The sequence below is a fragment of the Mesorhizobium sp. CNPSo 4684 genome, assembly GCF_057784315.1.
The window spans coordinates 12,730-25,494 of sequence record NZ_JBWLUX010000018.1 but is presented as its reverse complement, the minus strand read 5'-3'; the positions used below and the strand labels follow the sequence as shown (position 1 = coordinate 25,494).

Below are 12,765 nucleotides of genomic sequence, written 5' to 3'. Positions count from 1 at the left end.
GAGCGCACGCTTTTCGGCCGGCCTGGCGTCGGGTTGGCGTCGAGCAGCACTGGCTGGCCCTGGTGGATGACGAAGTCAAACTTGCCGTAGTCGAAGCCGAGTTCTCACCCAGGCTTGCGCTTAGCCGAGCGGCGACGGGCGCTGCGCCCACCACACTTGCAAATCTCCACCCAGATGCCATCTAGATCTCAGGCGCGCAGCCGGTGCGGCACCTAGACACGGAGAACAAAACTTTGACGCAGCGAAGCGGCAGTGCGGACCTGCCGCTGCATGGCGGGCGGGTTCCGAAATGGCTGGGCGATCGCATGACGCGGCTGGGTGCCGTGCTGTGCGAGGCGATCATCCATCACTATGGCCGCGACGAGCTGTTGCGGCGGCTGGCGCATCCGTTCTGGTTCCAGTCCTTCGGCGCCGTCATGGGCATGGACTGGCACTCCTCGGGCATCACCACCTCGGTCGTCGGCGCGCTGAAGCGCGGGCTGAACCCGATGTCGCGCGAGCTCGGCATCCATGTCTGCGGCGGGCGCGGCGCGCATTCACGCAAGACGCCGCAGGAGCTGACGGCGATCGGCGAGCGCGTCGGCATCGATGGCGCGGCGCTCGCCACCGCCAGCCGCCTGGTCGCCAAGGTGGACAGCGCCGCCGTGCAGGACGGCTTCGACCTCTATCTGCACGGCTTCATCGTCACCGACGACAGCCGCTGGGTGGTGGTGCAGCAAGGCATGAATGGCGACAGCCGGCAGGCCCGCCGCTACCACTGGTTGTCCGAAGGGCTGACCAGCTTCGTCGACCAGCCGCATGCGGCGATCGAGGGCGAGGCCCAGGGCGAGATCGTCAACCTGACCGACCACCGCGCCGAGCCGTCGCGGGCCGTCCAGCTCGACCTGTTGAAGACCATGAGCCCGGAGCGGATCCTGGACGAGCTTGCCGTGCTGGAGCCGCCGTCGCCGAAAGCGCTGCCTGCGAAACCAGCGGCGCAGCCGATGCTGCCCAATCTGGTGATGCCGGCGCATCATGACGTGCGCGAGAGCGACATCGTCATGCACCGGCTGCACGGCAACATTTCCGCCGCCATCGAAAGCGGGCCGGCCGATTTTCCCGAACTGCTGCTGGTGCCAGGCGTCGGCGCGCGCACCGTGCGGGCGCTGGCCATGGTGGCGGAAGTGGTGCACGGCGCGCCTTGCCGCTTCTCCGATCCGGCGCGCTTCTCGCTCGCCCATGGCGGCAAGGACCGGCACCCCTTCCCGGTGCCGCTGAAGGTCTATGACGAGACGATCGCGGTGCTGAAATCGGCCGTCGGCAAGGCCAAGCTCGGCCGCGAGGAAGAGCTCGACGCGCTGCAGCGGCTGGACGGTGAAGCGCGGCGGCTGGAGCGCTACGTCACCGGGCCGAGCCTGAAAGAGATCGTCGCCGGCGAGTTCGACCAGTCGCATCTGCTTGGCGGGCGCAGTGTGTTCGGGTGGGAGAAGGCGCCGGAGGATGGTGAAGTGCGGAAGCCGCTGAAGAAGGGTGCCTAGCACGCACGCTGAATCGGCCTGACGCATTGATAAGGATCGTCTGTCAGCGCCGCCCCTCATTGTCCTGCCGGACGTTCGTCATTCGAAAAGCCAAGCAGTTGGCTTTTCGTCCGCTTCGCGGACCATTCCTCAACTCCCCATAGTGACGGGGAGAAAGATGCTGTCCTCGCCGCTTTCGCCAATCGCCAACGTCGCAGAAAGGGCGCCGAGGTCGCGGCTGTTCCCTTCTCCCCGTTAACTATACGGGGAGAAGGTGCCGGCAGGCGGATGAGGGGCGGCGCTACCCTTGTGTAAATGCTTCGGTAGGCACCTTCCGGCTCAGGACTTGATTCACTGAATTGGTCCACCCTTCACGCTGCGCGTGGCGAACGGATCAAAAAAGGGAGGATGATGGCTGACAAGCGGTGACGCTGGCTTACCCTCATCCCGCAATGCTCGCACAAGGGGTTCTCACATCTCGCAAAAACTATGGAACGAGGTCGCGCTCCGGGGGTTATATTAGATCAACCTTGAACAGGAGGCAGCCATGAGAAAGCTCCTGCTTGCTTCGATTATCGCCATCTCCGCAGCGGCAGCGATGATTGCCCCGGCGAATGCCGGCGGGCGCGTCGTGATCGGCATCGGTAACGGCTACTATGACGATTATTACAATGACGGATATCGCGACTATTACGGCGATCGCTACTACGCTCCTCGCCCCTATTATCAGTATGACGCCTACGATAACAGCTACAGGTATCACAGGTACCACAGGCATCATCGCCGCTGCCACATAGAGCTGGTCAAGCATTGGCGCCATCATCACAGGATCGTTGAGGAAATTCGCGTTTGCGAACGGTGACCCTGGTAGCGTGAACCGGTTCGGCCGGCATCTGCCGGCCGGCCGCTTTTGCCTCTTCGCGGACCGCCGGCCTTATCGCGGCTTGCGCATCAGCATCATCCCGTAATGCACCGCCAGCAGATCCAGTCCGACCTTCAGCAGCTTCACCACCACATCGCGTCCCTCGCCGGTACGCTCGGCAAGCGCCTTCACCGACTGGCCTTCCAGACAGATCTGGCGCACGGCGTCGGCCAGTTCCCAATGCACCAATGCGGCACTGGCGCCGGCATGGGCGCGGCCGGCGTTGAGCACGCGGTCGGGAATGCCGCCATTTATGCGCCCGCCGTCGACGCGCTCTTCCCACGGCATTGGCTTCAGCCCCTCGCGCGAGGCGCGCTCGAAATCATCGCGAAAGCGCTGGCCGGCCTCGCGCTGCTGGCGCGTCAGCGAGGTGATGCCGACGAGCGGATCGACATTGCGCAGCCGCACGACGCCACCGGTCGCGGTGTAACCGCCATTGGAAACCTCGTAGACGCGCCGCGCCTCTTCGGTGCCGACGCTGAGCCGCTTGCGGCCGAAGCGATCATCCTTCAGCGCGAAATCATGGCCGATCTCGCGGCGGATGCGCACCTGCTCGGCTTCGTCTTTGGGCAGTTTTGGCGGCTTTGCTTTCTGCGCGGTTTTTTTGCTCATTGGGTGATCCTTGTGGGGTGGATTGTTGAGCTGGAAAGGTTGGCGTTCCTTCGCGCCCCCCTCTGTCCTGCCGACCTGTCACTGCTCATCGCTTCGCCAGCGCACCGGAGCCGATGCCTGGCGATCAGCCCTCGCCGAAACTGGTGCCTACACCACCTCCACCACAGGCCGGTTGAAGCGCGCCTGGTGGTAGGCGCAGTAGCTTTTCAGCGCCCTTGTGCGCAGGCCGCAGCACAGCATGTCCGGTCCCGGCCGGCTGCCTGGCTCATCATTATCGGGGTCTTCCTCCAGCGTCAGGTCGAGCGGCGCGCGGCAGCGGTCGAACAGGCAATCGATGAAGCGCATGGCGGCGACATGCGGCTGGCGACCGATGGCGGCGGGGCGCGGCGCCGGCATCTTGAAGCGGTAGATTTCGCCGTCGACCACCAGTCGCCCCTCGCCCGGGATCGAGCGTGCCGGCTGAGGCGGCGACAGTGGCTTGGCCGGTGGCTGACGGGCCGGTTTGGCGACCGGCGCGGTTGGCGCTGCCTGCTTCGAAACGTCTGGCTTCCTTGCGGGCTTGTTCGGCTGCACCGGCGGATTCTTCCCCGCGGTGTTCTCGCTGGCCGCACTCGCCCTTACCGCATTCTTCCTCGGTCCCCCGCCGGACCGGCCGCCCTTGGGATTGGCAAAGCCGATGGTCTTCAGCGCGCTGTTGCGGTGGACGATGCCGATGATGGCGTTGCGCGAGACCGGGCTGCCGCGCAGTGCCGTGAAGCGGATGGCGATCCTGGCCGCCGACAGGCCATCCCTGAGCCAGACGGCAATCTCCTGCAATTCGGTCTCGGTATAGGCAGTCATGTCGGATCCATTGATTTGCGCGCAAAGGCAGGCGCTCGGCCTGGGGGCCAAGGCAAAGGTTCAGAACGTCGGGTTGGTATTGTCAGGCGGTGCTGGCGGCCGGCAGGGAGCCTGCGAGATGCCGCAGTGCAGCTTCCGCTGCCGCTTTGGTGAGGGCGGAAACCGCCCTCCCCGTCAGCCGGTCAAACAGGATGACAGTGCCGTCTTCCGTGCGGATACAGGAGATGTCCTGCCCGCCGGAAGCAGCCCTTAGCGCACCGGCGGCGCCATCGGGCAAAAAGGTGGCCGGAGCCGGGAGAGGAGCGGCTCCGGCCGTTCCGATCGACAGGGGGAGGCCGACCGGATCCGGGGCAAAAGCCCCGGTTGGCGTCCGGACCGGGGAGGAGGACGGCCCGGACGATTGGAGAAAGCTGACGATGCCTGCGGAAACGCTTGCGGTTTGTTCGATCATGCGCTAAGCGTACGATATGTACGAAACGTACGCAAGCGAAATCGTACGTATTGGACGATAAATTTCAGGCAATTTGTACGATGCAGGAACCGAGGCACAGATTGCAGCAGGCACGGGCGGAGGCGGGTTATGCCTCGCCGAGCGACGCCGCGCGGGCATTGCGCGACATCAACAAGAACACGCTGATCAGCCACGAGAACGGCAACCGGCCGCTGTCGCGCAAGGCGGCGGAGAAATACGGTCGCCTGTTCGGCGTCGACCCCGGCTGGCTGCTGTTCAACGGTGAGGGCGGCAGCCTTGCGGGCGGCCATTTCGGCTTTGACGAGGCGGGCCGGCAGATCCCGATGCCGTCGCTGGCCACGGTCGACGTGCCCATCGTCTCGTGGATCAGCGCCGGCGAACTCGGCAGCCAGGACATGGTGGTCAATCTCAGCGACTATCCGACCATCCCCACCACCGATCTCGAGCAGGGCCAGTGGATTGCGCTGCGCGTCGACGGTCCGTCGATGAACAAGATCTCGCCGCCGGATTCGATCATCTTCGTCAACCTGCGCGACAAGCGGCTGGTGACCAATGGCTGCTACGTCATTTCCGACGAAAGCGGCCAGGCCACCTACAAGCGCTATCGCCCCAACGAGAACCCGCCCTTCCAGCCGGCCTCCTACATGGACATCCCGCCGCCAGCGCTCGAAGGCGCCATCACCATCATCGGCCGGGTGAAGCGCTCGATGATCGATATGTGAGGGGATGGCGCCGGCGGCCATACAGCTAATCTCCCTCCTTGCGGGGGAGATGGCCGGCAGGCCAGAGGGGGTGCTGTCCCGCCAGCCTCTCTGCAGATCACCGTCGCTTTCGCCGACCGAGTCGAGGGTCTTCGCAACGAGGCTGGCGATCCTTCACACCCCCCTCTGCCCTGCCGGGCATCTCCCCCGCAAGGGGGGAGATCAGCAGTTCGAACCCCTACCCTAAAAACTCATTGCTGAAATACACTCCAAAATCCGGCCTTTCCTTCAGCACCTTGCCATCACCATCGAGCAATATTCCGGCGTTGAAGAGGTAGGTTCCCATCGCCTCGACCTTGGCCTTGTCGATGGTGCCGATGACGCCGTCCTGGCTGCGCAAAAAGTGCCCGTCGACCAGCATCTTCAGCGAGGCGTGGATCAGCGCCGGGTCGGTCAGCGCGTCCTTGTTGGACGCAATCAGCAGGTCGCCGGCTTCTTGCGGATGATCGACGGCAAACTGATAGCCGCGCCGCGTTGCCTCGACGAAGGCCGACACCGCTTTCGGGTTTGCCTGGAGATAGGCATCACTGGAGGCGATGACGGTGGTGTGCTCGTCAGGCACGCCGTAGTCGGCGTAGCGGAAGCCGCGTTGCCTGATGCCTTTCAGTTCGGCATCGACGCCTTCCCAGGTCGAGACCTCCAGCGTGAAATCGACCGAACCATTGGCCAGCGCCTCATAGGCCGAGGTGCCGAGCGTCACCGTCTCGAAACTGCCCTTGCCGCCATCGTGGCGGATGATGGTCGAGATTAGCGTGTTTTCCCAGGCGCTGCCGAAGCCGCCATAGGTCAGGCCGTCGAGATTCTTCGGGCTCTTGATCTCGCTGCGATCCGCGTTGAAGACCAGCCGGCCGGTCTCCTGCTGCACCACGGCGTAGACCGCCTTGAGGTCGGCGCCGGCGGCACGCTGGGTGAACAGGCCGACGCCGGCAATGCCGAAATCGGCGATGCGGTTGGCAACCAGCGTGCCGGCGCCGGTATCGCCATAAGGCAGGATGTCGACGGCGAGCCCGGCCTCGTCGTAAAAGCCTTTGTCGCGGGCCACAAACAGGCCGATATGGTTGGTGTTGACCGTCCAGTCGAGCGCGACGGTGACTTTTTGCGCAGCCGCATGAGCGCGCGAGGCCAGCGGCAGTCCGGCAGCCAGCGTCAAAAGCAGCGCTTGCCGGCGGGTGAATTCGGTCATGATGATCTCCTTTGAGCGGTCTGGGGGAGCGAGGCTGGGTCAGTCCCGGGATTGAGCAGCGTGTCGAGGATTTCGGCTTCGAGCACAGCGGCCTGGCGCGCGGCATCGCTGCCGGCGGCGCGCGGTCGCGGCAGCGGCACGGCGATCTCGCTGATGATGCGGGCTGGCCGCGCCGACAGGAGATAGATGCGGTCCGAGAGGTACACCGCTTCGCGCACATCATGGGTGATCAGCAGCGCCGTCCAGCAGCGGTGGCGCTGCCACGTGCCTTCCAGCCAGCGCTGCATGGCCGCGCGTGTCAGCGCATCCAGCGCGCCAAAGGGCTCGTCGAGCAGCAGCATGTCGCGTTGCTGCACCACTGTGCGCAAAAGCGCGGCGCGCTGACGCATACCGCCGGAGAGTTCCGCCGGCCAGGCGTGCTCGAAGCCGGCAAGGCCGAATTCGGCGAACAGCGGCGCGACTTGCTCGCGTGCCGCCCGTCGCGGCATGCCCTGCACTTCGAGCCCCAGCGTCACATTGTCGATGACGCGCCGCCATGGCATCAGCGCGTCGCGCTGCGGCATGAAGGCGAAATGGCGACCATGGTCATCGAGTGGCGCACCGTCGAAGCGCATGTCGCCCTCGCCTTTCAGCGCACCGGTGAGCAGTTGAAACAGCGTCGACTTGCCGGCGCCGGAGGGGCCGAGGATGGACACGAACTCGCCGGCCGCGACATGAAGCGAAATGCCCGCGAGCACCTCCAGCGCGCCGAAGCTTTTGCTGATATCGCGGAGTTCGAGCCGGGTCATCGGCTCACTCCCGAAGGCTTGCCGTCGCGGCTCTCGCTCCCCGCATCTTCCCAGGGCATGGCGAGGCGTTGGATGAGCACCGCAAGGCCGAACAAAGCAAGCGTGAGCGCCGCGCTGACGGCGACCGCGGCGAGCACCAGATCGGGGCGGAAATTGTTCTTGGCGTTGAGCATGTAGATGCCCAATCCCTTCGCCGCCCCCGCATATTCAGCGAAGATCGCGCCGACCACGGCGTAAGTAATCGAGATCCTCAAACCGGCGAAGAAATAGGGCAGCGCCGAAGGCAACCGCGCCAGCCAGAAGATGCGCCAGCGCCCTGCCCCCATGGCGGCGAGCATCTGGGCAATCTCCTTGCTCGTGGCAGCGTAGCCTTCGACCAACGCCACCATCATCGGGAAGAAAGTGACCAGTGCGACGAGCAGGATTTTCGGCATCAGCCCGAAGCCGAACCACAGCACGATGAGCGGCGCGATGGCGACCAGCGGCAAGGTCTGGCTGACGATCAGCAGCGGGAAGAGCGCGCGGCGCAGCGGGGCCAGAAAATCGACCAGCGCCGAAAGCAGGAAAGCAGCCACCAACGAGCAGGCAAAGCCGGCAAGCGTGGCGCGGATGGTCGGCAGCGTGTTTTCGGCAAGGGCGGCGCGATTCTCCCAGGCCTGCAGCAACACGCGCGACGGCGCCGGCAGCATGGTGGGCGCTGCGCCACCGTAGCCGGCGTAGATCTCCCAGGCCGCGAGGAGCAGGGTGAAGGAGATGGCGGCGGGGATGGCCTTGGCGATGGCGGGGGCTGATCTCCCCCCTCGAGGGGGAGATGTCGCCGAAGGCGACAGAGGGGGTCGCCGGCCATAGAGCGCCCACGACTTGCCGATGCGAAAAGAGCGTCGGCGCTCCACGCGCTGGAACCCCCTCTGGCCTGCCGGCCATCTCCCCCTCAAGGGGGGAGATTCACTTGCATCGCGGTCTTCGCCAATCGCCAATGGCTCCCCTCCTCTTTGTACCGAGGGGTCGGGGGCATCTCCCCCACGCGATGGGTTGAACGAAACAGCCACGGCAATATCCTCGATGAACGACGCTTGAGCCGCGGCTCAGACGGCGCTCGGGCTGTTCGCCGAAATCGTGATGTCGAGGGTGACGTGGCCGGCGCCGGGGCCGAAGCGGCAGAAGGCTTCACCCAGCGTCGCAAACACCGCGCCGGCATCGCCACGCAGTTTGGTGCAGAAGTTCTTCGAGCGTTCAAAGACGCCGGACTGCTTCAGGAAATCGACGCAGCCATAGATCTCGTCCATATGGTCGCCCGTGCCCATCACATCGAGCGAGAACTGCGCCGCAACCGGCTGGTCGGTCAATGGCGTGGCCTGGACGGCGCGGATCGCGGCGATCTTGCGCTCCTCCAGCGGAATGGCGGGTCCGGCGATTTCCTGCGAGCGGCAGATCGGATCGTCGGGCTCACCTGGACAGCCACGCGAAACCGCAGCCGAAAGCACGCAGTGCTTGCCGCCTTTGGCCGCCGCCACGAACAGGTCGCGCATGGCTGGAAACAACACCTCGGGCGGCCCGACCAGAAGCGTCGAGATGTCGTCGGTCTCGATCCGCAGCCGGTCGCGCCAGGGATCGAGCGCGCCGAGCGCGCCAAGGATGACGCCGACGAAATCGTCGGTCATGGGATAAAGGGAAATCTGTGCACCGGAAAACATCGCCCGCCTCGCTCCGCTGGTATTATCCAGATCAGCTTTAGGGTCCGAAGGCTTGCCGCCCTCATCTCAGCCCCGACCGTACGGAGCACCCCTGTGGATGGGCGGGTTAAAGCACTGTTCGAGGCATTGGGGAAGAGTATTTTTCGACTGTCATCGCGAAGTGTGTTGGGCCAGGTTTCTTGGCTTCAGGAAAATCCGCATCATTTGAATTCGTTCAAATTGTACGCGTCATCCTTGACGAAATATCGTACATAAAGTACGATATTTCCTTTCAACAAGGGGAATTCCGTGAGCACAGCGAACCATGGCGCCTTCGCCGACCTCTCCCGCCCGCTGTTGTCACTGCCGCTGCTGCCGCCCTTGTCGCTCGACCAGCGCGAACGCGTTGCCGGAGCATGGCGAATGGCCAGCCAGGACATCGCCGACGATATTCGTTTCATCCGGCAATATTTGAAAGTGATTGCCGAGAAGGACGAGAGGCTGTCGACCGGCACGCTCGTTCACAGCCGCGCCTATGTCGAAGCCTGCGCCGGCTGGCTGCCGCAGACGGTGGCGCGCTATCTGCGCCACCTGCGCCAGATCACCGAATGCGAACTGGTCATGACAGCTGCCGGTATCCGCTTTGCCCTGTCGAGTTATGCCTGGGAGGCATAGGGCATCACGCGATCTTCATGCACAATGCGTTGCGCTCCCCGTGGAGGCGCAATTCGTCGGGTTAAGAGACCCTGGCGGGCCGAACGGCGACGTCCAGAACGGGGCCGCCCAGGCGAATTCTGCCCTTGCCTATTTCAACTTGGCCTTGCCGGACATTGCGGCGGCCGGCTTTGCAGCCTTGGGCTTGGCGGCGGCCTTGACGGGCTTCGCAGCGGCCTTCTTCGCCGTCTTCTTCGGTTTGGCGGCCGCACCATCTATTTCGGCCGTGGCCTGTTCCCAGTGCTCCTGATGCGCGCCTTCTGGGCGGCCGGCCTGTTCCCAAATCTCATGTGCGCGCTGGCGAATGCGGTCCTGTCTGTCGTCCGTCACTTAAGCCTCCGTGGTTGGGTCCGATGGTTAGGTCCAGATTCCACGAAAACATTAGCCGAAATTTGAGCCGGCGTCTTGAGTGACGAGCTGCTTTCAATGCGGATCGGAAACGACCGCAACGCCGAGCAGCGCCGCTTTCTTGGTGATCAACCCGGCGAGGTCGGCATCCGACCGATCCGTGCCGGTGCGCTCCCGCAAGAGCGCAATCGCTTCCTTCATCGACAACAGCGCGGTGCTGCGCTCAGCCAACAGCTTGTCGCAACACGCCGCCACGTTTGTCTGGACATGCGGCAACATGGGCGATGCTCCTTTCATCATTCGGCCCTGCCGCCCCTCATTGGGATGAACGACAAGGCCATATTGGTGGTTCGGTCAGGTGGCCTATTCGACCACCTCGACGATCCTGCGGGTGCTGGGATCGACCAACACTGTATGGTTGTCGACAACAGCGTATCTATACTGAACGTCAGGAACCTCCTGCAGCTCGACAGTGTCGGGCAAGGCTGAGCCGACATTCAACTCGACGCCGAGAAGACTGACCGAGGCCAGCGGATGTTTTTTAACGTATTGGTGCACGACCGTGCGCTGCTCGGGGGTGATGATCACCTGCTGCCGCGCCGGCTGCGTGACAATGACCTCGTCGCCCGCGGCAACACCGAGACCTGCGATCATGGCGAGCCCGGCGACTGCTGGAATAAGGACGGTTTTCATCTTCGTCTCCTATCGTTGTTGGCGAGCTCCGCCGAGCTCCCGCACGAGGCGAAAACATCACGGATCAAATTGGCGGGCTCCAGGAGGCAAACGCCTCGGGTACGGTCTAGTTCCGTAAGTGGAGACTAATTGATCGGTCCCATCCGCCATTGCGGCTGGAACCGCACGGGCATGATTCGCATTGGAGGATGATCCTCAGGAGACTTTCAAAATGGACGATATGCGGCTGCAAAATCCCGTGGCAATTGCCGTCGGCGCCGGGTTCCGACGCGACATCACGACGCTGGCCGAGATGCAGAATTTCCTTCAGGAATGGCCGCACGCCAGGAACGGCAAGATTTACGAAACGGCGCTGAGGGCCTGCGAAATGGCCAGGGCTGGACACGTGACCAAGGACCAGGCGCTGCGGGCTTTCACAGCCTTTACGGAGACGGCCGGCATTGCCTGGACCGGCATTGATCCGGTGACGGCGCTGCGCCTGGCCAAGGCTGGAACTGGCTGGCCCCCGGTCCACACTGTAGAGACCTCAAGCGGGATCATTGCTTCGGTGGCTGCACAGGCACCTCGCCGGGCTTGATCACCGGTGTTTTGCCCTCGTCCGGCGGCGGCTGCGTCATGCCCTGGTCACCGCTGGGCGGCGGCCGCAGCACGCCGCCGCAAGAACCAAGATCGGCGGTCGAATTGCCATTGCCGGCATCGGCGGGAGGCGGTTGCTGGCCGCCATCCTGGGGCTGCGCCTGGCAAGGCACGGGAGGAGCACCCTCGCCGTCGTCTTGCGCGGCGGCAGGCCCGGCAAGTGCCAGCAGCGCGCACGGCAAGAAAACAAAAATCTTCATTGTCCGGTCTCCGTCTGGAATCGTGTTCTTTTGGCAAATGCAGCCCAGCGGCAATTGGTTCCCCAAGTGGTTCCCCCACGTGGTTCCTAAGTGGTTCCAAGCAAGGTGGACCGGTTTCGGGAACCTGCTTGCCGGCGCCGAGTTCCACCTACTCGATGCAAGCACTGACCAGGGAGGAAATTATGGACCCGCGTAGAAAACCAAGCGACGAAGTGGAAACCCCGACGCCGCGCCAGCAGGACTGGGATGCGTTGCGTGGCGCAAGGATCCTGCCCGACGGCGCAGATGAAGAAAGCCTGCCGGACACCACCGGTGTCGAGAAGGAAGGCGACCTGCCCGAGGAAGACGACGACAACCCCTATCAGGATAGTGACGATGCCTTGCCTGACGATGCCGAGGAAGCCGCCATTGGTCGCGACCCCGCGCGGCGCGGTGGTCCTTTCGACGAAGTGTGAGGCTCGAAGCAGTCTGCGCCGGACTTCCGTGGCGTTTTACCGGAACTCTTCGTCTGTTCGCTGGTTAGGAAATTGTCCAACCCCAGAGGAGACCGGTCATGGATCACACCCATCACACACGACTTGCCAGCACGGAACTGACGCCTGACATACTCGAAGGCGCGACCATCTATGGCCCTGACGATGAGAAGATCGGTTCTGTCGATCATCTGCATGGCAGTCAGGTCGTCATCGACGTCGGCGGCTTTCTTGGCATCGGCGCCAAGCCGGTGGCGGTCACCACCAACCAGCTGGATTTCATGCGCGACGAGGATGGCGACGTCCACGCCGTCACCAGTTGGACCAAGGACCAGCTCAAGGCGATGCCGGAGCATCGCGACTGATATTTTTCGAAGGGTCCGGCTGCCGCCGGGCCCTTCGTTCGGCACGCCAGGTGCTGGCGGTTTGGCTTCAGCGGCGCTCTGGTGATCAGGGAGAGAGACCGATGATCAGAAAACTCAAATCAGGAAAATACCGCCTCTATTCGCGCAAGGTCGATGAAAAGACCGGACGACGACGCAACCTCGGCACCTTCGACAGCCGCGAGGCGGCCGAAAAACACGAACGCGAAGTCCAGTATTTCAAGCGCCATTGAGATCGATCCCGCTTGAGTGCCGACGGTTGCCCGACCGGACCCTTCAATTCGATGCGGAATCGCCCAGCGCCTCGGTGACGAAGGACGCCGCGATCAGGTCGTCGGCATCGATGCGTAGGGACCCTTCGCTACCCCCCATGATGGCAGCGACCTTCTGGAAGGCCTGCATCTCGTATTCGGTAATCCTGGCGTTTCGCATCCTGGCCTTCAGATCGGCAACGCGTCGGCCCAGTGAGGCGGACGTTCCGATTTCTCTTTTCGACATGGTGGTCGTGCTCCTCCCCCAACCCTGTTTTGCCCCTTGCCCGCTTAGCTGTATTCGTGCTGCCTATTTATAA

Annotated in this window: 20 protein-coding genes and 1 riboswitch; of the genes, 8 read left to right on the top strand and 12 right to left on the bottom strand. The window is 63.7% G+C overall.

What is annotated here, in order from left to right:
- Nucleotides 1-233 precede the first annotated feature (233 nt).
- Both AC04SG_RS18255 and AC04SG_RS18250 read left to right on the top strand, forming a co-directional pair.
- Complete coding sequence (locus AC04SG_RS18255) at nucleotides 234-1,517, top strand: DUF763 domain-containing protein (protein WP_488552168.1); 1,284 nt, start codon at nucleotides 234-236, stop codon at nucleotides 1,515-1,517.
- Between the two features lie 526 nt (nucleotides 1,518-2,043).
- Nucleotides 2,044-2,358, top strand: a complete 315-nt coding sequence (locus AC04SG_RS18250) for a hypothetical protein (RefSeq protein WP_488552167.1) — start codon at nucleotides 2,044-2,046, stop codon at nucleotides 2,356-2,358.
- A gap of 72 nt (nucleotides 2,359-2,430) precedes the next feature.
- On the opposite strand, the gene AC04SG_RS18245 is transcribed toward AC04SG_RS18250, so the two are convergent.
- From AC04SG_RS18245 to AC04SG_RS18235, 3 genes are all read right to left on the bottom strand, one after another.
- Nucleotides 2,431-3,030, bottom strand: coding sequence for a DUF6456 domain-containing protein (locus AC04SG_RS18245; protein ID WP_488552166.1), 600 nt, complete (start codon nucleotides 3,028-3,030; stop codon nucleotides 2,431-2,433).
- Between the two features lie 147 nt (nucleotides 3,031-3,177).
- Entirely contained in the window at nucleotides 3,178-3,870 is a 693-nt protein-coding gene (locus AC04SG_RS18240) for a GcrA cell cycle regulator (protein ID WP_488552165.1), read from the bottom strand.
- Between the two features lie 82 nt (nucleotides 3,871-3,952).
- Nucleotides 3,953-4,321 carry a hypothetical protein gene (locus tag AC04SG_RS18235; protein WP_488552164.1) on the bottom strand — a complete coding sequence of 123 codons (369 nt, stop codon included), beginning with the start codon at nucleotides 4,319-4,321 and terminating at the stop codon, nucleotides 3,953-3,955.
- Nucleotides 4,322-4,401: 80 nt separating this feature from the next.
- Between AC04SG_RS18235 and AC04SG_RS18230 the strand changes: the two genes are divergently transcribed.
- Nucleotides 4,402-5,064, top strand: coding sequence for a LexA family transcriptional regulator (locus AC04SG_RS18230; RefSeq protein ID WP_352560757.1), 663 nt, complete (start codon nucleotides 4,402-4,404; stop codon nucleotides 5,062-5,064).
- Between the two features lie 217 nt (nucleotides 5,065-5,281).
- Here AC04SG_RS18230 and AC04SG_RS18225 read toward each other — a convergent pair whose 3' ends face one another.
- The 4 genes from AC04SG_RS18225 to AC04SG_RS18210 all read right to left on the bottom strand — a co-directional run bounded on the left by AC04SG_RS18225 (nucleotide 5,282) and on the right by AC04SG_RS18210 (nucleotide 8,768).
- A complete protein-coding gene (locus tag AC04SG_RS18225) occupies nucleotides 5,282-6,286 on the bottom strand; it encodes an ABC transporter substrate-binding protein (RefSeq protein WP_488552163.1) in 1,005 nt (334 codons plus the stop codon).
- A complete protein-coding gene (locus tag AC04SG_RS18220) occupies nucleotides 6,283-7,074 on the bottom strand; it encodes an ABC transporter ATP-binding protein (protein WP_488552162.1) in 792 nt (263 codons plus the stop codon). Before AC04SG_RS18220 ends, AC04SG_RS18225 begins: the two co-directional genes overlap by 4 nt.
- Nucleotides 7,071-7,904 carry an ABC transporter permease gene (locus tag AC04SG_RS18215; protein ID WP_488552258.1) on the bottom strand — a complete coding sequence of 278 codons (834 nt, stop codon included), beginning with the start codon at nucleotides 7,902-7,904 and terminating at the stop codon, nucleotides 7,071-7,073. Before AC04SG_RS18215 ends, AC04SG_RS18220 begins: the two co-directional genes overlap by 4 nt.
- A gap of 255 nt (nucleotides 7,905-8,159) precedes the next feature.
- Nucleotides 8,160-8,768, bottom strand: coding sequence for a YkoF family thiamine/hydroxymethylpyrimidine-binding protein (locus AC04SG_RS18210; RefSeq protein ID WP_488552161.1), 609 nt, complete (start codon nucleotides 8,766-8,768; stop codon nucleotides 8,160-8,162).
- Nucleotides 8,759-8,871, bottom strand: a riboswitch (TPP riboswitch). It overlaps the preceding gene by 10 nt.
- Nucleotides 8,872-9,056: 185 nt before the next feature.
- Here AC04SG_RS18210 and AC04SG_RS18205 point away from each other — a divergent pair.
- Nucleotides 9,057-9,422 carry a hypothetical protein gene (locus AC04SG_RS18205; RefSeq protein ID WP_192248771.1) on the top strand — a complete coding sequence of 122 codons (366 nt, stop codon included), beginning with the start codon at nucleotides 9,057-9,059 and terminating at the stop codon, nucleotides 9,420-9,422.
- 129 nt (nucleotides 9,423-9,551) lie between these two features.
- Here AC04SG_RS18205 and AC04SG_RS18200 read toward each other — a convergent pair whose 3' ends face one another.
- The 3 genes from AC04SG_RS18200 to AC04SG_RS18190 all read right to left on the bottom strand — a co-directional run bounded on the left by AC04SG_RS18200 (nucleotide 9,552) and on the right by AC04SG_RS18190 (nucleotide 10,502).
- Nucleotides 9,552-9,791 carry a DUF2934 domain-containing protein gene (locus AC04SG_RS18200; protein WP_488552160.1) on the bottom strand — a complete coding sequence of 80 codons (240 nt, stop codon included), beginning with the start codon at nucleotides 9,789-9,791 and terminating at the stop codon, nucleotides 9,552-9,554.
- 93 nt (nucleotides 9,792-9,884) lie between these two features.
- A complete protein-coding gene (locus tag AC04SG_RS18195) occupies nucleotides 9,885-10,088 on the bottom strand; it encodes a hypothetical protein (RefSeq protein ID WP_488552159.1) in 204 nt (67 codons plus the stop codon).
- Between the two features lie 84 nt (nucleotides 10,089-10,172).
- A complete protein-coding gene (locus AC04SG_RS18190) occupies nucleotides 10,173-10,502 on the bottom strand; it encodes a DUF1236 domain-containing protein (protein WP_488552158.1) in 330 nt (109 codons plus the stop codon).
- Nucleotides 10,503-10,713: 211 nt separating this feature from the next.
- Here AC04SG_RS18190 and AC04SG_RS18185 point away from each other — a divergent pair, with 211 nt between their 5' ends.
- Nucleotides 10,714-11,079 carry a DUF982 domain-containing protein gene (locus tag AC04SG_RS18185; protein WP_488552157.1) on the top strand — a complete coding sequence of 122 codons (366 nt, stop codon included), beginning with the start codon at nucleotides 10,714-10,716 and terminating at the stop codon, nucleotides 11,077-11,079.
- Here AC04SG_RS18185 and AC04SG_RS18180 read toward each other — a convergent pair.
- On the bottom strand, nucleotides 11,039-11,338 hold the full coding sequence (locus AC04SG_RS18180) for a hypothetical protein (protein ID WP_488552156.1): 300 nt from the start codon (nucleotides 11,336-11,338) through the stop codon (nucleotides 11,039-11,041). The genes AC04SG_RS18185 and AC04SG_RS18180 overlap by 41 nt on opposite strands.
- A 182-nt stretch (nucleotides 11,339-11,520) precedes the next feature.
- On the opposite strand from AC04SG_RS18180, the gene AC04SG_RS18175 reads away from it, so the two are divergent.
- The 3 genes from AC04SG_RS18175 (at nucleotide 11,521) to AC04SG_RS18165 (ending at nucleotide 12,427) form a co-directional block, all read left to right on the top strand.
- Entirely contained in the window at nucleotides 11,521-11,793 is a 273-nt protein-coding gene (locus AC04SG_RS18175) for a hypothetical protein (RefSeq protein ID WP_488552155.1), read from the top strand.
- A gap of 98 nt (nucleotides 11,794-11,891) precedes the next feature.
- Nucleotides 11,892-12,176 (top strand): PRC-barrel domain containing protein, encoded by a 285-nt coding sequence (locus AC04SG_RS18170; RefSeq protein ID WP_488552154.1) that lies wholly within the window; start codon nucleotides 11,892-11,894, stop codon nucleotides 12,174-12,176.
- A 101-nt stretch (nucleotides 12,177-12,277) separates the two neighbouring features.
- Nucleotides 12,278-12,427, top strand: a complete 150-nt coding sequence (locus tag AC04SG_RS18165) for a hypothetical protein (RefSeq protein WP_142870100.1) — start codon at nucleotides 12,278-12,280, stop codon at nucleotides 12,425-12,427.
- A 43-nt stretch (nucleotides 12,428-12,470) separates the two neighbouring features.
- Here the strand turns inward: AC04SG_RS18165 and AC04SG_RS18160 are convergent, their stop codons facing one another.
- Nucleotides 12,471-12,692, bottom strand: a complete 222-nt coding sequence (locus AC04SG_RS18160) for a hypothetical protein (protein ID WP_192248759.1) — start codon at nucleotides 12,690-12,692, stop codon at nucleotides 12,471-12,473.
- Nucleotides 12,693-12,765: the final 73 nt, after the last annotated feature.

Coding starts and splice junctions, on each gene's coding strand:
- AC04SG_RS18250 (WP_488552167.1), top strand. CDS start 2,044: ATGAGAAAGCTCCTGCTTGCTTCGATTATCGCCATCTCCGCAGCGGCA.
- AC04SG_RS18245 (WP_488552166.1), bottom strand. CDS start 3,030: ATGAGCAAAAAAACCGCGCAGAAAGCAAAGCCGCCAAAACTGCCCAAA.
- AC04SG_RS18240 (WP_488552165.1), bottom strand. CDS start 3,870: ATGACTGCCTATACCGAGACCGAATTGCAGGAGATTGCCGTCTGGCTC.
- AC04SG_RS18235 (WP_488552164.1), bottom strand. CDS start 4,321: ATGATCGAACAAACCGCAAGCGTTTCCGCAGGCATCGTCAGCTTTCTC.
- AC04SG_RS18230 (WP_352560757.1), top strand. CDS start 4,402: ATGCAGGAACCGAGGCACAGATTGCAGCAGGCACGGGCGGAGGCGGGT.
- AC04SG_RS18225 (WP_488552163.1), bottom strand. CDS start 6,286: ATGACCGAATTCACCCGCCGGCAAGCGCTGCTTTTGACGCTGGCTGCC.
- AC04SG_RS18220 (WP_488552162.1), bottom strand. CDS start 7,074: ATGACCCGGCTCGAACTCCGCGATATCAGCAAAAGCTTCGGCGCGCTG.
- AC04SG_RS18210 (WP_488552161.1), bottom strand. CDS start 8,768: ATGTTTTCCGGTGCACAGATTTCCCTTTATCCCATGACCGACGATTTC.
- AC04SG_RS18195 (WP_488552159.1), bottom strand. CDS start 10,088: ATGTTGCCGCATGTCCAGACAAACGTGGCGGCGTGTTGCGACAAGCTG.
- AC04SG_RS18190 (WP_488552158.1), bottom strand. CDS start 10,502: ATGAAAACCGTCCTTATTCCAGCAGTCGCCGGGCTCGCCATGATCGCA.
- AC04SG_RS18185 (WP_488552157.1), top strand. CDS start 10,714: ATGGACGATATGCGGCTGCAAAATCCCGTGGCAATTGCCGTCGGCGCC.
- AC04SG_RS18180 (WP_488552156.1), bottom strand. CDS start 11,338: ATGAAGATTTTTGTTTTCTTGCCGTGCGCGCTGCTGGCACTTGCCGGG.
- AC04SG_RS18175 (WP_488552155.1), top strand. CDS start 11,521: ATGGACCCGCGTAGAAAACCAAGCGACGAAGTGGAAACCCCGACGCCG.
- AC04SG_RS18170 (WP_488552154.1), top strand. CDS start 11,892: ATGGATCACACCCATCACACACGACTTGCCAGCACGGAACTGACGCCT.
- AC04SG_RS18165 (WP_142870100.1), top strand. CDS start 12,278: ATGATCAGAAAACTCAAATCAGGAAAATACCGCCTCTATTCGCGCAAG.
- AC04SG_RS18160 (WP_192248759.1), bottom strand. CDS start 12,692: ATGTCGAAAAGAGAAATCGGAACGTCCGCCTCACTGGGCCGACGCGTT.